A 26205-nucleotide genomic window follows, 5' to 3' on the forward strand; every position below is an offset into this window, starting at 1 on the left:
ACTTTATCTAGGGAAATACATAGAATATTTCAAAGGCATTATGGAGGGTTTTAGAATGTCGGACAATTGTCATTATAAGGAAGAAAGTGACGAATATGACCGCTTTGATCAATTTATGGAAAACTACTTTCTTGATCCAAATACCGGGTATCTAGACCAGCTCACATTTAGGGTGGATATATATGAGTGCAATGAGGAATATGTTGTAGAAGCCTTGTTTGATGATAGACAGCCAAATAGAATTACGATTCAACCCAATAACCAAGATTTAAACATTACCGCTTTGTTTTTAACACAAAAGAGTACGGAATCATTGGAACCAATAGAACGTACGATCCCTTTCCCTTTTATAATTAACAATAAAAATATAACTGCCAGCTTCAGCAACAATATATTGGAAATCAAAATATCGAAAGAAGAAGACAAAATGGCAACCGGGAAGGGGTTGACCATTTTCTGTTAAAAAAATTCATCAAGACAGAGGCATTGACACAGGAAAATGTGTGTTTACACTGTATTCTTCTTTATGAATATAAGAAAGCTCTATAGCGCCAAGTAAAAAAGGATGGTCTTCCTCCATCCTTTTTTACTTCATCGCGTCCATACTGTCAATAATCTCCTGGTTTTTTGGAAATTTTCCTGTATCTTTTTTTGAATAGATAAGCGCTCCATTGACAGTGACCTCAAAAATGCCTCCAGAGGCAGGTATCAATTCCATTTTTGAAAGGTTTCCACGATAGTTCGTAAAAAGGTCTTCTGCGAGACTCGCAGCTTTTGGTGCATAATTTCACATCATGCAGAATTCGACTTTTACTTCAAATGTCATTTCTTACAACCTCCATTTTCTTTGTCATTGTAGTACATATAATATTCATAGACAATGAAAAAGCTTATCTATAGCGTATAACGAAATAAATGAATTATACTAACGTAACGGAGGTGGAACAACTAATGACTGACCAAGAAAAAATCCGTCTCACAGCGATGTCAACAAAAGCTGGCTGAGGCTGCAAAATCGGTCCAGAGGACCTGGCGCAAGTTTTGCGCCTTTTACCAAAACAAAAAACTGTTCCTGAATTACTGGTAGGGAACGAAACAGCGGATGATGCAGGAGTTTATCAAATTACTGAAGATATTGCCCTCATCCAGACAGTGGATTATTTCACTCCTGTTGTGGACGATCCATACCTATTTGGCCAAATTGCTGCTGCAAACTCACTAAGTGACGTATATGCCATGGGCGGTGAACCGAAGACGGTGATGAATATTGTCGGCTACCCGATTAAAAAGCTTGGCGGGGAAATGCTTGCTGAGATTCTTAAGGGTGCCCAGGATAAAGTCGCTGAAGCAGGTGCCATTACCGTTGGCGGGCATTCTATTGATGACCAGGAACCTAAATTCGGGTTATCTGTAACTGGCCTCGTTCATCCAGAAAAAGTTTGGAAGAATGTCGGATCAAAACCAGGAGATTTGCTGGTTCTTACAAAACCGATCGGAGTCGGCATCCTGACTACTGGCATTAAGCGCAATGCTGTCACTCCTGAACAGGAACAAGCAGTTACTGAAACAATGGCCATGCTGAACAAAACAGCGGCTGAACTATTGATGCCATTACATCCAAATGCGGTAACGGACGTTACAGGATTTGGATTACTTGGACATGCTAGTGAAATGGCAAGGGGTAGCGAGGTAAGCTTCGATATTTACAGCAAGGAAGTACCAATGCTTGATGGTACCCGTGAGCTTGCGGAGGATGGAATCATACCGGGAGGCACAAAGTCCAACTATTCTTGGCTTGCGGATAATGTTACTTATCCGGAAAACATGCCTTTAGAGGAACGCCTCATCCTTTGTGATGCCGTCACATCAGGCGGGCTTCTTGTAAGCCTCCCGGAAAGTGAAGCAAAAGAATATGTCACGAAGTTAAACGAATCCGGCCTGCATCATGCCACTGTTGTTGGTGCTGTCACGGAAAAAAAGGAAAAAGCTATAAATGTATTGTAAGAAAAAAATCCGTTTGATTTGATCAAACGGATTTTTTCTTATCACTCCCACATTCTGTTATTTCCTTCACGCCGGGTAATCTGTTCACTATCCAGCTTTTCCAGGAAAGGAATGATGTACTTCCTTGAAAGGCCAAGTATATCCTTGGCTTCCCCCACTTCAAACGAATCAGCTGTTTGGCTCTTTAGCTTAGAAATGGCTTCATTAAACCTCTCAGTAGAAACATAGAATTGCCCATCAAGCGGTATTAATAGTTTTTGCTCCACTAAAAAATAAGTCAATTCCATCCTGAGTGAACCAGGGATTCCCGCTTCCTCAAGATAGTTATCCAAATACTTTACCTGCAGGTCATCTTCTTTTATTGCATTAAGCATGTTATCCACGCGTTTGCGCCAATTCGCCGGTACATGCGGGGAAAAATCGGCAGTGGAAACAAATTGGCCGTTTCTTTTCCACGTGCCTTCTTCCTCTCCCCGTTTCAATACAAAATCAAGCAAGGTTTTCGGGTGAATTTCCTGTAATGCCTGGACTGCCTCCGCTTTATTTCTTCCTGGCTTCATTGGAAATTCCTGCTGGTACTCCAGAAGCCTGTCATAAATTTCTTCCGTGACATGTTGAACAATAAGTTGAGAGGTATAAAATCCAGAATTATAAGAAAGAAATTCCTCATCCTCCAAAACAGTCGTTATTTCTGATTCATTAAGAGACGTCCGCTTTATCAAATCTTGGATGGAAAGCCCCTTTTCCTCCATTAGCGCTGAACTGATCCGTTCCTTTGGGTTTCCTTCTTTTTTCTTAGCCAGCTCTTCGATCGTTTTGGAGCCGAACCGGTATTTATTTCCCAGTGGATCAATAACCCACCCGCCCCCGATCGTTTCCTGTGGACTTGGACGGCGCAAAATAAACCGGTCGCCCCTTTTCGTGACGATTTCTTCTTCCAACCGCAGCTGGCAAAGAATTTCTTCCTGTTCCTGGCCGATTTCGTTTCTGTCAAAAAACACGATTCGTCCCATCACTTCGGAGGTCCCAATGTAACATTTAATTGGGGTTCTTTGTTTAACGAGATGGTCAAGGGCAGTCGAAGCCTTGAGTGAAACATCCAGGCACTTCGATACGTTGAAATGTTCCGATGACACAAGAACGTCTCCGCGCTCGATTTCTTCCCTGGTGATACCAGAAAGATTCACCGCTGCCCTTTGCCCGGCAAACGCCTGAATTGCGGGCTTATGGTGAACCTGTAGCTGGCGGGCCTTTGTCTCAAGACGGCTTGGCAGGATGAGTAACGATTGCCCCTCTTTTACTGAGCCTTCATAAACCGTTCCACGGACTACCGTACCTTGGCCTTTAACAGTGAATACCTGATCAATAGGCAGTCTGAACGGGCCTTTTGTATCTCGTGCTTCAAGGCTGTCCAACTCACTGAGGACTTGCTGTCTTATATCGTCAATTCCCTTTCCGGATAAACTGTCCACCATAACTACAGGGGAATTTTCAAAAACGCTGCCCTCAAGCTCAAGGACGATTTCTTCCTTTACTAAAGAGAGAAAATCTTCTTCCACCTTGTCTATCTTTGTAATGGCCACGATGCCCTTTTTGATACCCAGGAAACCCAAAATTTCCAGGTGCTCCTTTGTTTGCGGCATAACACCCTCGTCTGCTGCTACCGCTAATACAACTAAATCTATCCCTGCTACTCCGGCAATCATCTGGCGAATAAATCGCTCATGCCCCGGAACGTCAACGACCGATACCTGCATTTCCTCATCTTCATACAAAGGAGCAAAACCAAGTTCAATCGATATCTGCCTTTCTTTTTCTTCTTTAAGCCGGTCTGTATCAACATTGGTAAGCGCCTTTGTCAACGAGGTTTTTCCATGGTCAATATGCCCGGCCATGCCAATGGTAAAGTGCTTTTTCATACAAACATCCTTTATAAAATTACTTTCGGCAACATACTCTGAAATTATTGCTGAAGGAGCGCCCCTACTGCCCCGCTATATTCACCTTTATCAAGAAAAATAGGGCGGCAGCCAAAAGCCTGGGTAGACTCGGTTAAATATGATTGAAGCGGCTGGTTGCCAGCCACCGTCCCTCCAATATAAACGATATCCTCTATTTGGCGTGAAGAAGCAGCCTGCACAGCCAGCAACATGACAGTTTCCGCAATCATACCGGTCAAAGCAGCCAACAAATCTTCTTTACCTGCTGCATCCCCATCCGCTGCTTTTCCAAAATTGCTTGCAGTAAAATGACCCGGAATTGGGGGTTCCAACGGTTCGTATATATCCTTCACCTGAAGGTCAATCACTGAACGGTTCCCCTTGTCAGCTAGGGATACAATTTCCCTAAAAGTATGAATACCTGTAAGAAGCTTGCCCAACCCCAGTAGTGTGCCCCCTCCTACGCCTGTGCCTCCGATCCGATCGGCGGAGTCCTCTTTCAGCAAATAAATCGATGTACCAGTTCCGATATTAACAAGGATGGATGGCTTTAGCGAATGTTTCGCTTCTTGTTTGAATAGATACGCGGCACCAGCAGGGGTTGCTTCAAATTCATCAATTTCTTTTGCCAGTGTTACAAGCTTCTCCCGGATCAGCCTGCTTTTCCCACCAGTAATGAGTATTTCGGCATTTGGAGCGATCATCATCAGCCACTGGATCAAAGAAGTCGTGTCTTGGTAGGAATGAGTTCTTACATGAAGCTTTTCTTCTTCAAAATAAGCCATTTTTAGGAGAGAACCACCTGCGTCAATTCCGATTTTTTTCACTGACATCGCTATCCCTCATCTCACTATTTGGGTTTAAACCATGCAGGGTACGTGCTAGTTAATCCAAGTTGGTCTGTTCCTGACATACATAAAGTTTATTGCCATTATAGCACTGACACCTTTTCATATGCATGGCATGATCGGGTTAAGTTATGCTCCATAAAACTGAAATTGCGTCGAGCTGCCTTGCTGTGTCGAATGAACCTCAAGACGCGCATCAATCCGTTCCTTTAATTCAGGTACGTGAGAGATGATTCCCACAAGCCTGCCACTGCTTTGAATATCCATCAAGGCTTCTATTGCATTATCAAGCGATTCTGGGTCGAGCGTTCCGAATCCTTCATCAATAAACATCGTTTCAAGCGAAATGCCCCCCGCATATTCCTGCACAACATCAGCCAGTCCCAACGCGAGAGAAAGCGCTGCTTTAAAGCTTTCTCCACCAGAAAGAGTCTTAACATGCCGTTCCATCCCGGTATATTGGTCAAACACCGACAATTCGAGCCCACTCTGGACATTTTTCCTGGTCGGATCGACCTTTCGCAACAGCTGGAAACGACCGCTTGTCATTTTAAGCAGCCTTGTATTGGCTACCTGTAAAATATCATCGAGGAATGCAGCTAATACGTATCTTTCGAACGTAATTTTGTATGGATTCTGCCCTTTTGAGATTTCATGCAGATGTCCGATTAATGAATATTTTTCATCAATTGACTTTTGTTCCTTGATGATGGCATTTATTTTGCCGATGATTTCCTCGTTTTTCCCTTTCGCTGTCATCAGCTGGTTTTGAAGGCTTCTCACACCTTCCAATTCCCCATCAATCAGCTGGAATGTTTTTTGAAGCCCTTCCAGATCCGGCTTTTCAATGCCCTTTAACTTTAGCTCGATATCATGGAAAAGGCCGGTGATCCGATGGAATCTCTGTTCAAATTCCTGAACGGCTTCCTGAAGCGACTTTATTTCAGGCTCGGCTTTTTTCGCGGATGTATAGGCACCATATGATTCAAATCCAAGCTTGGTCATTTCATCCTTAAAACTTTTGCGCTCTTTATCTAGTTCAACCTTCAGCTTTTCGAGTTGTTCGGCAGTTGACTCTTTTTTCGCCAGGATACCTGACTCTTTTTCCTTTAACTTTTGAAGTCTTGCACCTGCTTCATCAAAAGCATTCTGGAGGTTCTGGTGGTTCTTTTTCGCTTTATTTAAAACAAGGTTATAGGCTTCCATTGTCCGAATTTCTTCAGGCAATGATTCCTTTAAACCTGCGAGCTTTATACTCTGCTCCAGGAAACTGTTTTTCGCTGCTTCTTCTTCCTTCTTCAGATTTTCCAACATCGACTTTGCTTCTGCCGACGTCGTCTTCAGATTGTTGAGCTGTTCATTGATTTTAACAACAGAAGCCCTTTTGGCGTTAAGCGCTGATAGCTCCTGTTCAAGCTTACTTCGAAGTGCAGCATGCTTTGATTCATAATCACTAATTAACGATATATCGAAGACATCTAAAATATCATCAAGCTCCTGCTTTTGTTCCAAATATGATTGGTTGCCAGATTCATATTGGGATTCCGCCTGAAAAAATTGGGCCTCAGCATTTCTTTGTTCTTTTTCAGCCTTGTCTAGATTGGCACTTTGCTGATTCAGATCCTCCTCACTAGGCATATCATCTGCAGAATGGGCAGGAAGAGGATGCTCGGTGGAGCCGCACACAGGACACGCTTGCCCATGCTCCAGTGATGAAGCCAAAAAGCTTGCCTGGCTTTGTCGCCAAGACATTTCCAGCTGTTCCTTCCTTTCTTTTTCAGATGCTAATGATTGATTCGCCGCTTGGAGAGATTTCTGCTTTTCCTTTAGAACGGCCTTACGTTCGGCCAATTCCTGATAGGAAGCCTTAAGTTTACCCAACTTTTTTAAGACGTCCTGGTTCTTTTCCCATTCTCGCTCTTTAGCTACATATTCCATGCCCGCAGTCTCGCCGGCATTTTTTTCTTCAAGCAGCTTTTCTATGTCCTTTTCCATTTTCAAAAGATTGTTTTCAGTCCGCTCTCTTTTTTGGGTACTTTCTTTCCATTGTTTTTCTGCGGTCTGTGTGTTTTCGTTCAACTTCGAAAATGCCTGAACACTTTCCTCAAGCTGCTGCAGGCGGTGGACTTCCGCAAGTGCCTGGTCCCGCTCAGGGGCCTTGGCTGCTTCGGCTTCATAAATTTTTTCATTCTGTGACTTTTCTTCAGACAGGGCAACCGATTGCTTCTCCAGTCCTTCCAGTTCTTCCGTTGCCAATTTTACTTGCTTGCCGACCCTTAAGTATAATTGCTCCTGCTTTTCGAGGACAGATGCTTTCTGGGCAAGGGAAATTTGCTCTTTATATTGCTCGATAACCGTTTGCTTCTTTTCAAGCTCTTCCTTCTCTTGCTGCAGTCTTTCCCTTTCAGCAAACCGTTTTAATAATTCTTCAGCTTTTGTGATTTCAGCCTGGACACGGTCCCTTGCTTCCTGTTTTTTTCGCAAATCCACGGACAACACATTGATTTTTTCATCGGTTTTCGTGATTTCTGCAGAAAGCAACGGAAGAACACGCTGCTCACTCGGCTCATCGACTAGCAATTCAGCTTTTAGTTCCTCATTTTCCCCTGGCTTTATTTCTTTCATAAGAGCAATTCGGTCTGCCATGCTTTTTTCGCTTAGCTTTCGAAGCTCTGTTGCTTGTTCCTTCAATTTTTCTTCAATTCGTTTATACAACTCCGTATGGAACAGCTTTTGCAGGATTTGCTCCTTTTCTTTGCTGTCTGAAGTCAGAAGTTTTCTGAATTCACCCTGGGGGATCATTAAGATTTGTCTAAATTGGTTGGCATCGATCTGCATAATGCTTTTAATTTTTTCATCCACTTCGCGCACATTGGATCCAAGCAGCTTCTTTTCGCCTGAGGCATCGATTTCATATAATTCCGCCTTTGAGGTTACCGTCACAAACCCTTCCCCGGTCTTTTTCTTCCGATCTTGCTGCGGGGCCCGCGAAATTGCATACGTCTTCCCGCGCAATGAAAATAAAAGTTCCACTTCTGTTGATAGATCATCCACGGCAAATTGGCTTCTTAATTCCTGGCCGTTTCGGTCTTCCCCGCTGGCTTTACCGTAAATGGCAAAACTGATGCCATCGAATATCGTGGTCTTACCGGATCCGGTTTTTCCAGAAATCACAAACATCGTCCTGTTTCCTAAAGCAGTAAAATCGATTGTCTCCCTGCCCGCATAGGGACCGAACGCTTGCATCGTTAACGTAAGAGGTCTCATTTCTCCGCTTCCTCCTTTTTCACAGCTTCAATAACAGAAACCATGGTCTCCCGTTTATGATTATCAAAATCCCTTTCAGTCATTTCGTTATAAAACATTTCAAAAAGATCCAGCTCGGATTTCTTTTCATCCTTTACTGACGAAAAGGATTGCTTCCGTTTCATATCAATTAAATCCCACTTCCGCTCCAGATGCAGCACATTTGGATAAACTTGCCTTAGGCGGTTGATTGGATCAATTAGCGAGCCTTCATCAAGTAACGTGATTTTCAAATAATCCTCTACATTTTGCAACTGATAGAATGCCGGATCTAAAAGTTCTTCCATAGACCCTTGCAGTTCCCGCATATCCAATTTCGGGGAGAGAGAGCGGTATGTAACATCAAAACTCCCATCATTCTGCATATTCACAATAGATATCGATTTCTTTTGTTGGGATTCTGAAAAGGAATATTTCATTAGAGAACCCGAATAAAAGACTTTAGGGTTCTTAATCGCATCAGGACTGTGTAAATGCCCAAGGGCCGTGTAGCTAAAAGCATCGAAACAATCGCTGGAGACACAACCTGACCCACCAACAGAAAGGGCTCTTTCGGAATCAGAAGTCTGGCCACCAAGAACAAATGCATGGCCTACAAATACGTTCGGTTCATTCGGATTTAAGCTTTCTTCAATTTTCCCGGCCACTGCCTTCATCGCATCCTGGTGGGAATGGATGCTGTCATCATCAAGAAGCTGGCGGACGACTCCTGGCTCAGCATAAGGAACCAAATAAAAATTAATGCCATTTATCCGGACCGGCTGAAAGCTTTCTGACAATCTGCCCTGAATATAAAGCTGGCTATGGCGATACCATGAGGAACCGAAGGATAACCGTTCGGCACTGTCATGATTCCCAGAAATCGCTACAATTGGAGTCTTCATCTTCACATTGATCGTGTACAAAATTTCATCTAGCAGCTCTACCGCTTCAGTCGGCGGCACGGAACGGTCATATAAATCCCCCGCAATCACAACCGCATCCGGCTTTTCTTCTTCTACAATATCAACAAACTGATAGAGGGAATCCCTTTGGTCCTCTGTCATATGTACCCCATGGACGATTTTTCCTAAATGCCAATCAGCCGTATGGATAAATTTCATTTCTATCACTCCCGTACTTTTATCGTTAATTTGTATTATAGCAAGATTTACGAGATTACGTACATACGTTCCAATATTTGTAACAAAAAAAGACAGATCATTATTTCATCTGCCTCATCCGTTCGTTTATATTAACTAAAAAGATGTTCATACGGAGTCATATTCACTTGTCTTTCCATCAGCTTTTTCCGCAGAAATTTATGGTCACGCTTTGGAGTTGCCAGAATATATCCCCTGATCACTAAATCCTCAGTGATTGAAGGAACCCTTTCCTTCACAGCCAATTCCCCGATTTTTCCGGCAATCTTCTGGCGGGCGACATCCCTAAACAATTCAGGGACCGGGCTTACTAAATCTTCAAGAAGCTCTTTTAATTCAGCCGGCCAAAGATGCTTCGTCTGGCCAACATAATATTCCTCCCAATCCATATCCGACTTCCCATCTTCCTTAGGCAGCCGCTTTAAAAACTTCCGGAACATGAAAAAACCGCCAATCGCAAACAAGGAAATCAAGACCACAATCCAAAAAAGGATAAACCACAAAAACCAGCCGCTCAGCATGGCGTTCACTCCATAAAGTTAATAGATACTAATATTATAGACATCATATTTTTCCAATTCAAGAGAATTATAGATTGGGGAAATATAAGTTTTAACTTGATAAGGCACCTGACTGCATTCTCCATTTATATATGGCCCATATTTACATTATCTCTAAAAACTGAGCTCTTCTGTTGCTATTTCTCGATAGCATCTATATAATAAGAAAAGTCTTTGAAACATACGGGGTCGGAAGGGTAGCTGGTGCGCCCCTCGGTCTTCAAAACCGCTCCATAAAAATTCGTATTAAAATACGATTGGGAGCCTTGCTACACAGTATATTCTTCGTATCAATCAACGATTTCTTCACACGTATTTTTACCATTTCAGGGGTAATACGTGTGCAACCGTTTATTTGAATACGCAGGCGTGTATACATTAACATAAACACTTAACTACCTCTTTGACGTATCACATTAGTAGTTTGCAAGGATACTACTTTTACGTTTAGGAGGTTTTTTATATGGCACGAAAACTACGAAGAAATGGGACAACTAAGCAAAGTGAACGCCGTGTAGCTGTTACTAGCGCTGTTGGTCGAATGACATTAAAGGAAATGCACTTGCAGTTTATGCGCTTTAAGCGGGTTGAAGGATTAGCACCCCGCACACTGGATGACTATGAAAATCATTTTGGCTATCTTTGCGACTATATTGGCGGTGACTTAAATAAAAGTGAAATGACCGCTGAGGTATTTTTAGACTATAAGGATTACATGCTAAACGAAAGAGGATTTAGTCCCCATACAGTTAACGTCAGGGTACGAACGTTGCACTCTTTTTTAAAGTATTGCTATGAAGAAGGTTTCATTGTAGACCAACTACATAAAAAGATTAAAACCGTTAAAGCACCAATAGATAACGTTGAATCCCTTACACCAATGGAATTAAAACAAATTTTTTCGGTGATTGATGAGGATTGGTATACTGGATTTCGTGATAAAGTTTTGTTGCTTGTGATGTTAGATAGCATGGCACGCATTGGTGAATTGGTTAAAGCTACACGAAACAACGTAGATTTAAAGCATGGTGCAATATACCTTGGAGCAGATACCGTCAAAACAAGGCAAGGGCGAACAGTGCCTTTAAGTTATAAAACAACAAAAATGTTATCCGAATACATCGATGAAACTGCTGAATATAACACGACTACACTATTTGTTACGTATGATGGCTCACCTATAAGTGACAACACTGTTAGAAAACGCTTTAAGGATTATGCTCATAAAGCTGGCATTACAAAACAAGTTAGCCCTCATGTGTTCAGACATACTGGTGCATTATTATATTTAATGAACGGTGGTGACCCGTTTAGTTTGCAAAAAATATTAGGGCATAAAGATATGACAATGACACGCCGTTATGTTCAGATGAGTAACTCAGATGTAAAAAGTCAACATGAAGCATTTTCACCAATTAACTCGATATTTAATAAATAGTTTTTAAAAGGCGGGTGATGTGTTACCCCGCCTTTAATTATTTTTCAATTCCGTTATCCTTTTGAAAACATACCCTTTTCTATCTAGAAACTTGTTAAAAATTATTCGGTTTAAACTCATTATAAAGATGAACAAAATAGTTCCCTTTTGCAGATTTAAAAGTCAAAGAAAAAGTGGGTTGAAAATAATCTTTATCTGTTATATCTGTTATTGATGTAAAACTCTTTTCTCCTGAAGATTCCTGAAAAACCTGTCCACTAACGTGATTACCGTAAATATCTGTACCCGCCTTTACTTCATAATATTTCAAATCACTATAAGTAAGATTTTGTACGGAGGATAAATCCTTTCCAGTTTCTTGTTTATGTACACTATTTATTTTTTCATAAATTCTTTTGTGAACGATTATCCCTGTCTTAATAAACACTAATTTACTTTCTCCAGATTTAATGATAAATGGCATATCAGTAGCTTTTCCATTTTTTTCATTAAATCCTTGGCTTAATCCACTATAGTCTAATGGATAAAAATTATCTCTATTAGGTGCACCTTCAGCAGTTTGTTTCAATTTGTAATCAACTAAAGAAATTGTATTTTCACCGGTATTTGAAATAAGAATGCCATAATCTAATGTAATAAGCTTTCCTAAAGCAAAATTTTCAAACGAGAGTTTAGTATTGTTTTCTGGCGTAAATGAGTTAATAATAATCTCTTCTTTGTTTTTATTAAAATCTTGATAAATAGTCCATACCAATGTCAATACTGATATTATTATTGCGATGATTGAAAAAAATCTATCAAATCCTAACCATTTTTTCTCCTGAGATTTGACTATATTTTCATTACTTAAATTTCTTTCAATTCTATTTCTAATTCTGTTTCTATTTAATCGTCTTCTCATTATTAAAAATTTCACCTTACTTGTTGTTTAAATTGGAAGGTTATTAACTGCATTTTGTGTATCCTCCGCTGTACTTGCAATATAAAACTTGTAAGTAACATGTGCACTTGAATGCCCTGCAATCTGTTGTACTGTTTTTATATCAGTTCCATTCTTAATCATCATTGTAAAAGCTGTGTGGCGTGCCATATGTGGAGTCACAGTATATTCAAGGAGCATTTGTTTACTATACTTCTCTAATAACTTATTTATAGCAATCCGAGTAAATTCACCTCTTTGTCCAATAAGCAGCCTATCGCTAGAAGCAGAAGGTCTCACTTCAAGATACTGATTAATTGCTCGTAATAATTCAGCATTCAGAGGTATTTTTCTTTTGAACGTCTTAGAAGTTTACACTTCACAGTGCAATTTATCAGTACATATATAAAGTTGCTTAGACAGAGCACAGAGCACTCATGGTTATTCCATTTTAGTCGGTATATAGATTAAAAGAAGAGTTAGTTTACTCTATCAATTTTATTAGAAGCAGAAACTAGAATCCGACATTTATTTATAAATATTTTAAAAATTATACATTTGTTGTAATCTATCATAATGGAGGTTATAAAAATGAAGCATATTAATCTAAATTCACTAATACAAGCATATGAAAATCTTGACGACGATTTTTTCAAACGTTATTTGGACATTTTTGGAATAGAATTTGATAAACAAGAAATTAAAGACCTATCTGTCTTATTGAAACTTCTTAAAACTAACGGTGTGCGCAACTTAGATAACTTTTTTATAGGTTATACTATTAATCAAATAAGTAAGCAATTCGATTTATTAAGGTTCGGTACGGATAGCATAGTGAATATCGAACTAAAAAGAAAAAGTACACCCAAGAAAATCGAAAAGCAACTTATTCAAAATAGATATTATCTACAATTTTTAGAAAAAGCTGTACATACCTTTACCTTTGTATCTGAGACAGCAGACCTTTATAAGTATGACCAGACTGGCACACTTACTACTACTACTTTAACAAACCTTGTCTCAATATTAGATTCTCAAAGCCTTGAAGATGTGGAAGATATACATAGCTTGTTTAAACCATCAAACTATCTAGTATCTCCATTTAATTCAACAAACAAATTTATCCGTGGAGAATATTTTTTAACAGAACATCAAAATAATATAAAAAAAGATATTATTAACCTATTTTCAGCAAGTTCTGCTGAATTTGTCTCGGTAATAGGAAAGCCTGGTACAGGTAAGACATTACTTACATATGATTTAGCTAATCATTATATCAACAATAAGTTAAACGTCCTTATCGTTCATTGTGGTAAATTGAACGATGGTCATACCACTTTGCAAAATACTTACCAATGGAAAATACAGTCCATTAAACAATTTAGTGAAAATCCAACACAACATAAATTCGATATTTTAATAGTTGATGAAGCACAACGACTACAACAATATCAATTAGATACAATCGAAATTATGGTAAATTCCTTACAAGCAAAGTGTATTTTCAGTTATGACCCTGCACAAATTTTTACAAAAGTTGAAGCTAATCGAAACATTGGTTATACTATCGAACAAAAATTAGTAACAAAGACTCATCGCTTAACGGATAAAATCCGAACCAACAAGGAAATAGCTTCTTTTATTGTAAATCTTTTTGATTTAAGTAAAATCAACTCTAGCCAAACGTATAGAAATATCAATGTTCACTTCTTTAACGATTACCTGTCCGCTAAAAATTATGCTGATAATCTCTCAATTAAAGGATGGGAAGTAATAAATTTCACTAATTCACTATATTATAGAGTTTCCTATGACGGTTATCAAAGTACATTAAATAGGAACTCCCACGACGTTATTGGACAAGAATATGATAATGTAGCAGTTTTTATTGACGAACATTTATATTACAATACAGATAAAAAGCTAGCAGCACGTAGTGTTCAGGGTGGAGCTTATGCGGTTGATAAAATGTTGTATCAAAATTTAACTAGAACTCGTGAAAAGCTAAATATCATTGTTATAAAAAATCATATAATGTTATTAGCTATCTTGGATATATTGTTTCCCAAAAGCAAAGTACAAGTATAGGTACACTATAGAGTTCAGGGTCAAATAACCTTGAACTCTATTTTATCGAAAATGTCACCACTTTATGTGCTACAAACATCGAATTATCTTCTAATTCTTTTCAGACCTATTCACATTTATCTACATTGAAAAAGATGCTAATCCTTAACATTGTTTTGGAACATTACTCTTTATGCATAAAAGAAGATATGTGTATATTACTTTTATCGCCTTTCTAGTAATATTCGATTAGGAATCTTAGTAGTTATAATAAAAAAGCAGCTAAGCAGCTGAATTACTGTATTCTACACGTTTCTATTAATTAACCCTTTTAATTCTCTATCGACAAAATTTCATCCTTCTTCCGATGTATCATTCGATGACAATTCGAACAAGCTGGCATTAAATCTGTACTTGGATTTATCTTCACTTCTTCTTTTATAGTGCTAAGCGGCTTAACATGATGAATTTCAATAAAGTCTTTACCATGCTCTCCATAGACATTCTGGAAGTTAAATCCACATCCTGCACAATTTATCCCCTGTATTTGAATTACCTTTGCCCTATTTTAGGAATTATTCTCATATCGTTTACCATAATAGTAAGTGGTTTCCCCATCTTTATGATATTCATCCTCGTCGGACTGTTCAGAATCAATATCCCCACTAGTAATCTTCACTATTAAACTCTTTTTAATAATCTTCAAACAAACCTGATAAAACTTGATACGAATCTTTCTGCCAGGGATTTGAATTTGGTCTGTCTTGTTTATAGTGAATCAAAGTAACATCTTCGATTACTATCAAAGGATTTAATTGATGCAGCAACTTCACTCCTTCTCTTTTTGCTTCGGTTAATATATTTTATTATCTTCACTCTTAACTTCTTTCTGATATACCACCTTAGAATCTTCTAGTAGATTCACTAGGTATGTGTATGTTTGACTTTTAGAACCCCATAATGGTTCAATTTTAAAAATAATTAAATAATACTGAGTTTCATTTCCAATTATGTACTTTTATTATTTAAATCTTTCTTAAATAATGTATGGTCAAAAATGCATTATCAATTACTTCAAAAAAAAAACAAAGCATAGAATGAATCAACTTTACCACAAATCTATCCTAACAATCCAAAACAAAAAGGACCAAATGTTGTACTGAACCCCAAAAGTTAGATTTTATGGTCTAACTTTCGGGGTGCGCATCATGTAACAGGTCCTTTTTTGAAAAATGTTATTTAACTACATTTACATATACGGTTTTATTGAAATTATAATCTAATTGCATGTCTATTGTTACTTTCCCAGGACTGACCGCTTTGAGAACCCCTGATTGATTTTTCAATGGTCCTTGTTTCCAAAAAGAGTTCCAAAATCTCAAGTCGTAAAAACTCTTATCTGTCTTGTTTTTACGAACTATGGATAAAGTGTCTCCTACTTTCATCGTAATGCTACTCTTTGCCGAAATAACCGACTTACCTTTGATTTTTTCTACTGTGATGCTGTGTTTTGCACCTGAAGCGATAGCGAGGTCATCTGCACCAGTTCCTTGCGAGCGAACGAACTTACCTGACTTGTACACATACTTATCCTTCACAAATGCTAAGGAGCTGACAAAATATAATTGTTTGTTTTTTATAATAGCATTTCCGTCTTGGAACGAATTTTCTCCCGTTGTAATTAACGGTTTAATTTTCTTTCCATCTGTAGAACCGTATACTATGGGTGTTAAGTCAAATCGACTTCCCCAAACATAACCTACAACCATCTGTTCCTTTTTATTATCAATTAATTTGCCCTTTGTAATAATGGATAAAGGTCTATAGTTATAGATTTGATAGGAACTAGCAAATGAATTGATAATACTCCATTTCTTTGTTGAAGGGTTATATTGATATACTTGTAGCAAACTCTTATCAATCAAAGTAGTTCCCTTTTCATACCCGTAACTAGAGACCACAATTTCTGGTACACTCTTTCCTGTGAAGTAGACAAAATCTGCTTGATGAAAAACATAACCTGGTATTTTTCTTTGTTTAACTGCTGCTAACTGCTTATTTACCATTGTTTGAACACTACTAGCAGCAGATGCTTCTGAGTGCTCTTGTAATGGTGTAACCAAAGAAAAGAGTAATAAAATAGCTAATAAAACTTTCTTCAACAAATTGACCTCCCATATTTTGTTAATATATTTTTACGTTTTGAAATCTCCGTTAGGTCGTCTTCAAGTTTTTCGAGAAAAAGCTTCTTATACAATTCTTTATATTCGTCTATGAACTTTACTGCCGTACTTTTGTCTACCACATCAACGAGAATGTGAGTACACTAATGTTTATTTTCGCTATTTTTTTGTGGCATGATTCGTAAAGTCACCCATTCGTCAATGCTTATCTTACCCGACACTTCTTCGATTATCTCACTACCTCTTTCTTGGAAACAGGATTCCGCATATTCCTCTTCTATAAGTTGTTTTAATTTATGATAAGGTTACCGCAATGTATCTAAACACAAAATATCTTTTGACCACAAAATATACATCAGTATATAATGCAATGCCACTCTTTCGCGAAGTGGCTATTTTTCCCCAGTATTCTGTTGTAAGTATTCCATTAGTTCTATATAAACATTATGGGATGATTCCAAAACCCTTTCCATACTTTTTTGTCTTGAAGATTTACGTTTTCCATTGCCAAATATCGAGTTTATATAACCATTGAAAACCTCTTCAGCTTCAACATCAGTTCTTAAAAGTACATTTATATCAATTTCGATACTCTTACTATGTACTAGTGTATTTCTTACATCGATTAAATCTTTTATACTTTGATACAGTTTTCTATCAGTAGGAAACTTGTTTCCCGAAGCTTCATTAAAAAAAGTAACTAACTTTTCCCTAATACTCTCCCTTTCTAACTCCATAAATCTACTTTTTCCGAGATAAACAAGACCATACTCATTTATTAAACCCTCAATAGACATAACTAAAAATACTACTGTTATTATTGCGTATTTAGTCTTGTCACTATACAGAGAGAAATACTGCTCATTTTCATCTTTAGTGTGAGATAATAAGTCCCATTGTTTATTATTATCTGTTAATAAGTTGTATTTCTTAGAGGTGTATTTATACTTTTCGAAATGCTCATTTGCTATTGAGTACAATAACTTATGAATAGCTGTATGCAATAATAAAACACCTCCTAAAAAGTTTAGAAAACTTATATCTAATTATATCATTTATTGGTATCGTTCCTAATTTTGGTGTGAGTTGGGCTGTAGAATACATTCTTTTTTGATACTATTTTCAATAAAAAGAGACCACTTCAAAACAAAGTGGTAAGAGATTACATAGTTTAGCTATTATCCATTCAATCTGAAAATAACTGCGAAAGGACAGGCTTCTGGTAGAATAGTAACCATATTTATTGTTTAAACATATTTAAATACCGCTCAATTTCCGATTTTTCTACATGCCATTTTAAATTATTTTTAGTACCCTTTATACTCCCCTTATTTATCAAGTTTCTTATCTTATCTGCATTGAAAGAATGGGAAGTGTATTTCTCAAGTATTTTAGCTGTCTGTGTTGTGTTTAACAAATAGTTATCTATATAATTTTCCAACTTTAATTCTTCTAAATTCCTCCATTCTGATATTTTTCGTTTTTCTTCGTTGTTTGAGTTTTCTTCCCCAATAATACGATTTATTTCTTCAACTATCCCTACCTCATCTTTTCTGATATCAATGTATTTTTCTGATTGAGAAAAATGGTAATAGTAATTTTCAATATCAATAGGAAAATGAATATGAGATTGATTTTCATCAAGAATTGACACGACCTGATAAGGGTCTAGTTCTCCGGCTTTACTATATGTTTGTATTTTATCTGAAAAAAAATGTGTAGAGTAACTTGGTGTTGGACTGTCACCACTTAACTCTCTTAACTTGTTAAATGCTTGCCATTTTATAAACTGATGTAACTCACTTCCTCCTCCATCTGAGTAATAAGGATAATCATTAAATATTGGTAGAGGTACACTTTCATAATGAATTTCTTTTACGATTATTGCACCCAAATTAATTAATGCTGTTATCGTATACCAAGCAGTAGGTAGTGTATTATTCCACCAGCCCCCACGACTTTTTAAAATTGTTTCAACATTATTGACTGTCCATTTTTTTTTACCAGCTAAAGCAATTCTTAAATCATCCACATCAGATAGGTACGAGTCTTGATAATCACGACTTTTTTTATAAGTTTCAGTCTTCTCAAACCTATAGATAAAATCTTCACATTCCTCTTCATTATTGAGAGTTATGCTGAATCTTACACTGTACAATTGGATGGCGTTAATTTCGATATTTGAAACACCATACTCATTAAATTCCTGCAAAAGGATTTCAATGTTTTCTTTTCTCTTTGGGTCGGACAAATAACCAACATCGTAATAATAATCTACCCTCAATGGATTAAACATAAAATCCCTCACTATCTTCTAATATATGTTATTGTAACATTTTCCATTTTTTGATAACACTGTCTTTTAAATGTTATTTAAAGTCGAAATTCAGACGACAAACAGCTATCGTAATTGCTTCGTTATAAAGTTGGTGACAAAAAGATATTTGCTTATTTTCTTAGGTGTCACTTTAAAAATACTTTATTGAACATCCGTTCCGTTATAAAACTTAAAAACATGGGGTATATTAGGATTTTTATTAATCGAATCGCAGATTTACCTAAGGTTGTTAGAGGATAGAACGGATTGAAACAGTAGAGTAGATTTTAACTACCTCTCCGCAATCAATCATTGGAATGTACAGTTGAAAACGTAGATTTACAAAGGTATTTAATAAAATGAAGGTAACAGAAATTGAGAAAGTTGTAGGGTTTTCTATGTTGGTTAATCATATTGGAGAAAAAGAACTTATAGGTAATGGACACTATAAGGGTGGGACACACAGAAATAGAAAAGAACTTTATCAACAATTACCCTTAATAATTACAAAAGGGTGATATAAACTGTAATTAATTTAATCAACATTCGATTTTAGGCTCGATATGTTTTAAAAAACTCACTATTCATAGTGAGTGAAAATGTATATATAAAATTATACTTTTATCAGACAAACAATCTATATAATGAGGAACTTAGAGGACTTAGTAGATTTTGTCCTGCATCGCAATCATGGTGTGAAATGTAGTTAACAATTAGAAAAATAAATGTTTTGGTTAGATTACAACATTTTTTAACAGAGAAGTTATGGTAACCTCATTAACATTCAAATTACATTTTTCTATCGCTATCGCATTATATTAACAAGCTTGCAGGGCTATATATGATTTAAGCCATCCTTCTTGTATGCAGTGCTATTAACGTCATAAACATGTCCGTTTAAAAGCTGGAAGCGAAGCGACCACATAAATGGTACGCAAGCACAAAAAATGTTTTATACTATCTTTGTTCAAAAATACTAGATTCAATTTGCCGTTTACTTTCATAAATTAAACCTTGGGGGTGCTACCACAAACATTTCACTAAATTTGTGGCAAAACCCGCCACAAATTATAGCGAAACGCCGTCGATGCACCACCCCCAAACCCCCTCACATCGACTACTTGTAACAGTAGACGTAAATGGAGTGTTCAATTAATTTGTACACAACCCACTCAAGTAAATAATTAATAAAAGGGTATGGGATGTGTACGAAATGATTTATTATTCTACTCAAAATCCCATTCTGATTCGACACCGTAGTCGAAAAATTCGTTTTGAGATATTCTTGCCATCTCCTCACGTAATAATTCTTCTAATCCATCAACTTTTATATTGTCTTTCAAAATGACTGATAATAACTTCAACGTGTGCATAAGATAAAATTTTTTCCAAAAGGAGTCTGTGTTATTGAAGCCAACTTTATTCTGTCTATCCTTTGATAATTTAATGAATTTCTGGAAATACGCCTGCTCAAATTCTTCTCTAGGCACTTCCCTTTCAATTTTGTTATCTTCAATTATTACTCCTATCCGTTCGTACATATAGCTTATATAGAATTCCTTAGCCATTTGTTCATCTACTACTCTAATGATGTTTTCCATATGATTATTTCTATGCTTGCTATGATAAGACAAAATATAATGTCTATAGTCAACACCCATCGATTCTACTAAATTCTTTTTGAAAGCCTTCGCTTTATCATAGTCATATTCGTTAACTTCCTCATGCTTACCATCAATAGTTTTAAAAATATAGACCGAAAATATATTTATTCTCCCTTCTGTTTGAAGACGATTAAAAGAATTATGCACCAGTTGTTTATTACGATTCCTGAAATCATTCAAAAATTCACTCACGACTTCCTTTGGATTATGGAGTTGACCAAAATGCAGCTTTTTTATTTCCTCAATATACAATTTATCTGCAAGGGGTTGTGGTTGTAGTAATTTAAACTCTTCTCCCCACTTTCTATATGATTTAGAATCCCCTGCACCATTTAATACAAGATGGTTGAAAAAGTATTCTTTGATAGTTTCATCATCTTTTGTTGGAACAGTACCTTTGTAATTGAATTCTCTTTCTGTCAGTTCGTCCTTTTCATCTGTAAGAATGTACCTTCTTTTTTTACCTCTGCCTTCCACTTTTACATTATGGTAAATTGTTTCTAGTTTACTAACCAATGCATCCATTGTTCGAGTAGGATTCAAGCATCCTCGTGATTTCCAAACCGCTGTTTTAAATTCAGAGCCATCATAACCATGGTGAATTGTAATATTTATTGCTTCTTCCTCTGAAAAGTTATTTCTTTGCATTTTCCTCCCCCCTTCTTGTAATTGACTTCCATGAATTTTTATACACAATTATCCATTTCTCATTTTTTCATTTAGAACATCCAAAAAGGGAGTTAAATCTACTACAGTATCAGACCTTGTAATTAAGTTGAGCAAATCTTGAAGTAATGTTATATGTTCATTACTACCTTGGTTAAACAGTTTATTTATGTTTTTTAACACATTAAAATATAAGTCTTGTTGCTCACCATGTTCAAATCCTTCTAATTCTATTGTTAAGAAAGAATCTGCTTTCTTTAGTTCCAATTTCCTCTTCTGCATTTCTAAAATGTAATGCTTTTGCCATTCATGTGGGTCATTGTAGTATTCTATTCCATAAAAGTCATCTTCCTTAACCACTGTATCTTTTTCGGATAGGTGATTAATATAAGCTAATTCAATATCATAGGTATCAATTTTATCAATATTCTTTTGGAATAGTTCTTTATTTAGATATTTAAATTCTGATATTTGGTGTAGTTGTTCCAAACGTTGAGCAGGAATCTTTCTCTTCTGTTTTATCCAATCGTAAACAGTTTGTCTGCTTACACCAATTTCACTCGCTAACTGATTAGCATTTTTGTTAAACACCTCTAATATTTTCTCCAATCCAATCATCTTTTTGTCCCTCCTATATTATCAACAAATTGACTTACTATTGTAAGTCGTTATCTCTTTTATATCATGACTTACATATGGAAGTCAAATAATAAAAAAAAAAAAAAAAAGAGAAGCTTTTTTGCTTCTCTAAGATATATTCAGCTGTCACATTTCCCGCTCTCTTCTTGGTGAAAGTTTATACGATTTGATTATGTTAGTCATTAACTGGTTAATACTATGTTTTAAATCATTTTCCCATAAAACTAACACTTTAAAATTATGCTTTTCAAAGTCCTTCAATCGTTCTATATCATATCTTCTCTGATACTTTTGATGTTTATCTAATGGGGTTAAACCATCTTTATCACCATATTTTTCAGGGTTACCATGCCAATAATCCCCATATACTTCAATAACAATTCTAGTTCCTATAAACCAAAAATCAGCTATATACTTATGAAAAAGCCCTTGTTCTTGTGCAAAGTCGATATCTTTAACGAATCCTTTTTCTTCCAACCACACTCTAACAATTTCCTCAGGTTTTGTTTCTTTAGGGAACATCTGCCTATGTTTTAGAATACCTTCATATCTTTTTTTCTTAAATACATCCTTAGTTATTACATCTTTCTTCCAATTTTCCTGTTTACATGCTACTGAACAGAATTTGGTTAAGTTATTTTCCACCTGGTACTTATATGCGTAAAATTCAGTTCCACAGACAAGACAGTTAAGATATTTCCCTCCTTTATAGTTGTTTGCATTTTCCCTTATTAAAAACTTCGACTGCCATTTATGCTGGCAATTTACAGAACATGTTTTGCTCTTATCATATAAACTAGGAATTGTATAATAATCTTTTTTGCAAATTAAACATGTCTTTTTTAATTGCTTATTTTGTGTAGAATTATATGTTCCAACACATTCAATATTACAAAAAACATAACCGCTGCTGCTTTTCTTAATTTGAGAGGGTGTTCTTTCAACTTTTTTATTACAGATAAAACAGTTTTCTATTATCCGTCTTCTTTGGCTTACTCCTCTGCATTTTTTAGAACATACCATAAATTTATGTGATTCACTTGGCTTTACCCAATATTCCTTGTTACATATTGGACAAATTCTGCGAATCCTTTTCTCTTTTGCAATTTTTGAGTTATACTGTCCCACACACGCTTTACTGCAAAATATTCTAACATTAAGGAGGTGATTCTTTACAGTAAACACTCCCCCACAATACAGGCATTCTTTACTACTAGAATTTATTTCTTTTCTATATTTGCTGGAACAATCTCTACTACAAAATTTTCTAGTCCTGGAATATTTTGTTTCTACTTCAAAATTTTTTTCGCAACGTAAACATCTAATCGATTTCAAGGTCAATATTTTCATCTCCAAACTACGGGATTATGTTTGATATTAACCTGCAGGTTATAATTAAATGCTAATATTAGTATCGCTATAATAACATTACTATTTTTTAGTGTAAATCTTTTATTTATTTTTTCTCAAAACTTTAAATAATAACATACAGATTAATCCAATGTCAATGGATTATATAATTATTTTTTATTTTCATTAACACCTAACAAGGAGAGAAAGTCACACCTTCCATCTGATAGTAAACAATCGTACGAATATACAATAAAAGGTCAATCTTAGAAACGGAGTAAAATACATCTAGGAGTGGGAAAATATAAAAAAAGGTATCGATTACTTTTACAAGGTAGCATAGTTGTAACACACATTGACTGAGAAACTAAGACTATCCAAGAATTAGGATTCCTAAAAATGCTGCTGTCGGGGATGTATTGCTTTTTGATGGAGAAAAGAAAATTGTTTCCAAGGATGAGACAGAAAAATTGAGAAAATAAATAGAAGAGTTAATGAATGATGCTTGGGAAGATTTGCAGTAAAGGCAACCACTAGGTGGTTACCTTAACTTGTAGCTTAGATAAGTCTCGTATCGTGGAGTTTAGTCTTAAAGTTGGCAAGAAGGTGTCCTACCACCTCTTTTAGAAAGTGGAAGTCTATTATTGGTGTTAATAAACCCCCTCCCCCTGATAAAACAGGCTCAACACTTCTATATTATGTTTGAAAGATATACAAAAAACCGCATTACGTTATATTCGTCTCTCAATCATAACGTAAATGCGGTCTTAGTTCATAAATGTTATTTCACTACAATTCTTCTCTTCACAATTGTTTTATGACCGACTGCGTACGTTTAAATATATATTCGAAAATAGTCTCTTTTGGAATTTATTATAACTTCCCTTTTATGCAGAACAGTTATACTTTATTATATTAATTTTTCTTTATAAAGTGTGTATAGTAGTAAGTGTGAATGTGCTTAGCTTTTATATTAGGAAATTCTTCTTGCAGCTTTTTTGCGATATATTCAAATTTAATCATCAATGCGCTTTGAGTAATTTCTTCTTTTAATAATTCTTCAATTTTTTCATTTCTAATCTGCTTTATATCTTTGTTCCCTAATTCTGCTTTTCTCAAATAGCTTCTAACAGTGGTTACAGGCAAGTTTAATTCTTCACTTATTTCTTGCCTACTCCTTCCAGTTAAGAATAGGTCTACTATTTTTCTTTTTATATTCTCTTTTCCTTTAATGATTTTCTTATCCCCTTCTAAAGGAACAAACTGAATATAATAATAGCCGTGTACAATCGTTGGCGTAATGCTTGGATACTCTTGTTTAAGAGTGTCTGCAATCCACTCGAATTTATCTGATAGAGTTTCGTGTTCGGTAAATATCTGTAATAATTCATGAATTTTTTTATTTCTAATACCAATTAATACTTTCTCATTTAAATTAGCATTTCTTAAAAAATAATTAACCATATCTTTTGAAATTTTCAACTCTTTTTGAATTCTATCTTTTGTAACCCCCTGAAGAAATAGTTCAACAACTTTTTGTTTGTTCTTTTTTTTGTCTGCTTGCTTTGCTTTATAAATAAAAGAATATTCCTTACTATACTCTTGCAGAGCCTTACCTTGTAAAATTAAATTAACATACTTATATGAAATTCCAACTTTTTTTGCTATTTCTGGGTTATTTAAACCCTTTTTATCATAATCGATGATTTGACCCACTAATTTCCTATGATAATCGTGAGCATCTGAGTTAAACTGACCTTCGTCAATACTCTTTACAATAGCATCCAGCTCTTTTAAGACTTTCTCCTGTCTCTTTACAGACAGTTTCTGAAAGAACTTTTGCATATTAAGCCATTTGTAGATACTTATTTTTTGCACATCATTTTCATGAAGGATAATCTCTCTACTACCTAATAGATAAATAACTGTAACCTTATTGAATTCTTGTGTATATTTACTTGTTTCTTTCTGAATACTTGTCTTAATACTTCTTTTTATATCAATTACGGAATTTGTGAGACTATCATACATATCAGGTGTTGCCCCACTTGGAAATCTCTTATGAAATACATATGGTACGTTTATCTCATTTAGTAATTTTAAAATTAAAAATTCGATATACTTACCTTCCCTAGTGAATTTATCTACTAAATAATCACCATTTACTTCATCAGGATTTTCACCCATGTCTTTTAAAAAAGAACGATAAGATTTTTTTTGTTTATACATTCTTCTTGTAGCTTTATAGAACGCTCCATGGTTATCTCTTATATACACTTCATATAAAGGAACATTATTTTCTTTAAGCTTATTAAAGTACATGAGTAGGGTCTCTTTATCCCAGAATCCTTCCACCCACCCATAAAATTTATGGAATTCTCCTTTGTACATATAATTAACTAATTGTTCAATCGTATACGGTCCGTTATTACGTAATAAAAATTTCAAGTGAGAAAGGTATGTTGCAGTTCCCCTGGAATGTGACAAACTAACTTGCCCGCTATTATATACTTTTAATTCAGTCCATATATTGGCTTTCTTATTTCGCTTTAGCCATTTTCCATCAACATATTTGATTCGATTTGGAACAATAATGTCTTTATGCAATTGATTAATTCTCTCTAGGTATTTGTTTCCCATAATTAAACTTCCTTTAAATTAATAATCAAATCATAAGTATATACTTATGGTTATTTTCTCGCTAGTTGAAGAATATAGAACAGAAAGTTATCAATACTATGGACCGCTTCGAAGGCGATATTGCTGTGATTGAAATTGATGGAGAGACAAAGGACTATCCAAGAAGTAAGATACCCAAGAACGCTGGTGGGCGATGTGCTGTTATTCGATGGAGACAAGATAACTGTTTCAAAGGAAGAGACAAAGAAGTTAAGGAAGGAAATAGAAGATTTAATGGATGATGTTTGGTTAGATTAATTATGCAGAGCAACCACAATTATGTGGTTGCTCTATTTGCAATGGGCTTAGATAATTCTCGTATCTTGTAGTTTAGTTTTAAAGTTGGGGATAGAGTGTGCTTTAGCCTTAATTCATACATGTGCTGCTTGGAATGGTGTTATCTATCCCCCTTCGCTCGCAGAAGTTTTATAAAAACTTATCGTGTTCTATGTAGTAAAGTAATATTAAAAGCAGTCAGAGCAT

20 protein-coding genes and 2 pseudogenes are annotated in these 26205 nt (G+C 35.9%); 6 read left to right on the top strand and 16 right to left on the bottom strand.

The features are described 5' to 3' along the window. Nucleotides 1-55 precede the first annotated feature (55 nt). On the top strand, nt 56-463 hold the full coding sequence (locus CUU64_RS18540; RefSeq protein WP_101635161.1) for an Hsp20/alpha crystallin family protein: 408 nt from the start codon (nt 56-58) through the stop codon (nt 461-463). Between the two features lie 123 nt (nt 464-586). Here CUU64_RS18540 and CUU64_RS18545 read toward each other — a convergent pair. After that, a pseudogene (locus CUU64_RS18545) lies at nt 587-775 on the bottom strand (SelT/SelW/SelH family protein); the annotation flags it as partial. A 176-nt stretch (nt 776-951) separates the two neighbouring features. Between CUU64_RS18545 and selD the strand changes: the two are divergent. Further along, on the top strand, nt 952-2004 hold the full coding sequence (gene selD, locus CUU64_RS18550) for a selenide, water dikinase SelD (RefSeq protein ID WP_101635163.1): 1053 nt from the start codon (nt 952-954) through the stop codon (nt 2002-2004). A 41-nt stretch (nt 2005-2045) separates the two neighbouring features. On the opposite strand, the gene selB is transcribed toward selD, so the two are convergent. From selB to CUU64_RS18575, 5 genes are all read right to left on the bottom strand, one after another. Continuing rightward, nucleotides 2046-3923: a selenocysteine-specific translation elongation factor gene (gene selB, locus CUU64_RS18555; protein WP_101635164.1), complete on the bottom strand. Its 1878-nt coding sequence runs from the start codon at nt 3921-3923 to the stop codon at nt 2046-2048. A 44-nt stretch (nt 3924-3967) separates the two neighbouring features. Further along, the gene (gene coaW / locus CUU64_RS18560; RefSeq protein ID WP_101635165.1) at nt 3968-4777 is read right to left on the bottom strand and encodes a type II pantothenate kinase; all 810 of its coding nucleotides are present in this window, start codon (nt 4775-4777) and stop codon (nt 3968-3970) included. A 144-nt stretch (nt 4778-4921) separates the two neighbouring features. Continuing rightward, nucleotides 4922-8059 carry an AAA family ATPase gene (locus CUU64_RS18565; RefSeq protein ID WP_101635166.1) on the bottom strand — a complete coding sequence of 1046 codons (3138 nt, stop codon included), beginning with the start codon at nt 8057-8059 and terminating at the stop codon, nt 4922-4924. Then, nucleotides 8056-9201: an exonuclease SbcCD subunit D gene (locus CUU64_RS18570; protein WP_101635167.1), complete on the bottom strand. Its 1146-nt coding sequence runs from the start codon at nt 9199-9201 to the stop codon at nt 8056-8058. Before CUU64_RS18570 ends, CUU64_RS18565 begins: the two co-directional genes overlap by 4 nt. 131 nt (nt 9202-9332) lie before the next feature. Further along, nucleotides 9333-9761 (bottom strand): DUF2621 domain-containing protein, encoded by a 429-nt coding sequence (locus CUU64_RS18575; protein WP_101635168.1) that lies wholly within the window; start codon nt 9759-9761, stop codon nt 9333-9335. 502 nt (nt 9762-10263) lie between these two features. On the opposite strand from CUU64_RS18575, the gene CUU64_RS18580 reads away from it, so the two are divergent. Continuing rightward, a complete protein-coding gene (locus tag CUU64_RS18580; RefSeq protein WP_257985595.1) occupies nt 10264-11238 on the top strand; it encodes a tyrosine-type recombinase/integrase in 975 nt (324 codons plus the stop codon). Between the two features lie 94 nt (nt 11239-11332). On the opposite strand, the gene CUU64_RS18585 is transcribed toward CUU64_RS18580, so the two are convergent. After that, nucleotides 11333-12139 (bottom strand): hypothetical protein, encoded by an 807-nt coding sequence (locus CUU64_RS18585; RefSeq protein ID WP_101635169.1) that lies wholly within the window; start codon nt 12137-12139, stop codon nt 11333-11335. 27 nt (nt 12140-12166) lie between these two features. Continuing rightward, nucleotides 12167-12508, bottom strand: a pseudogene (locus CUU64_RS18590) (tyrosine-type recombinase/integrase); the annotation flags it as partial. 240 nt (nt 12509-12748) lie between these two features. Between CUU64_RS18590 and CUU64_RS18595 the strand changes: the two are divergent. After that, entirely contained in the window at nt 12749-14245 is a 1497-nt protein-coding gene (locus tag CUU64_RS18595) for a DNA/RNA helicase domain-containing protein (protein WP_180954673.1), read from the top strand. 310 nt (nt 14246-14555) lie between these two features. On the opposite strand, the gene CUU64_RS22785 is transcribed toward CUU64_RS18595, so the two are convergent. The 4 genes from CUU64_RS22785 to CUU64_RS18615 form a co-directional block, all read right to left on the bottom strand. Further along, entirely contained in the window at nt 14556-14777 is a 222-nt protein-coding gene (locus CUU64_RS22785; protein WP_308302394.1) for an HNH endonuclease, read from the bottom strand. A 682-nt stretch (nt 14778-15459) separates the two neighbouring features. Continuing rightward, on the bottom strand, nt 15460-16386 hold the full coding sequence (locus CUU64_RS18605) for a hypothetical protein (protein ID WP_101635172.1): 927 nt from the start codon (nt 16384-16386) through the stop codon (nt 15460-15462). Between the two features lie 413 nt (nt 16387-16799). After that, entirely contained in the window at nt 16800-17411 is a 612-nt protein-coding gene (locus tag CUU64_RS18610) for a hypothetical protein (protein WP_101635173.1), read from the bottom strand. A 236-nt stretch (nt 17412-17647) separates the two neighbouring features. Beyond that, complete coding sequence (locus CUU64_RS18615; RefSeq protein ID WP_101635174.1) at nt 17648-18703, bottom strand: helix-turn-helix domain-containing protein; 1056 nt, start codon at nt 18701-18703, stop codon at nt 17648-17650. A 380-nt stretch (nt 18704-19083) separates the two neighbouring features. On the opposite strand from CUU64_RS18615, the gene CUU64_RS22200 reads away from it, so the two are divergent. Further along, nucleotides 19084-19242 carry a hypothetical protein gene (locus tag CUU64_RS22200; protein ID WP_180954674.1) on the top strand — a complete coding sequence of 53 codons (159 nt, stop codon included), beginning with the start codon at nt 19084-19086 and terminating at the stop codon, nt 19240-19242. A gap of 708 nt (nt 19243-19950) precedes the next feature. On the opposite strand, the gene CUU64_RS18620 is transcribed toward CUU64_RS22200, so the two are convergent. The 4 genes from CUU64_RS18620 to CUU64_RS18635 form a co-directional block, all read right to left on the bottom strand. After that, complete coding sequence (locus CUU64_RS18620) at nt 19951-21036, bottom strand: hypothetical protein (RefSeq protein WP_101635175.1); 1086 nt, start codon at nt 21034-21036, stop codon at nt 19951-19953. A 48-nt stretch (nt 21037-21084) separates the two neighbouring features. After that, nucleotides 21085-21672, bottom strand: a complete 588-nt coding sequence (locus CUU64_RS18625) for a YdaS family helix-turn-helix protein (protein ID WP_101635176.1) — start codon at nt 21670-21672, stop codon at nt 21085-21087. A gap of 147 nt (nt 21673-21819) precedes the next feature. After that, nucleotides 21820-22821, bottom strand: coding sequence for a PDDEXK family nuclease (locus CUU64_RS18630; RefSeq protein ID WP_142383656.1), 1002 nt, complete (start codon nt 22819-22821; stop codon nt 21820-21822). Nucleotides 22822-23958: 1137 nt separating this feature from the next. Then, entirely contained in the window at nt 23959-25683 is a 1725-nt protein-coding gene (locus CUU64_RS18635) for a hypothetical protein (RefSeq protein ID WP_101635178.1), read from the bottom strand. 129 nt (nt 25684-25812) lie between these two features. Here CUU64_RS18635 and CUU64_RS18640 point away from each other — a divergent pair, with 129 nt between their 5' ends. Further along, nucleotides 25813-25980, top strand: a complete 168-nt coding sequence (locus CUU64_RS18640; protein WP_308302393.1) for a hypothetical protein — start codon at nt 25813-25815, stop codon at nt 25978-25980. Nucleotides 25981-26205: the final 225 nt, after the last annotated feature.

The organism is Bacillus sp. V5-8f (assembly GCF_002863565.1).
Taxonomy (GTDB): Bacteria; Bacillota; Bacilli; order Bacillales; family DSM-1321; genus Peribacillus.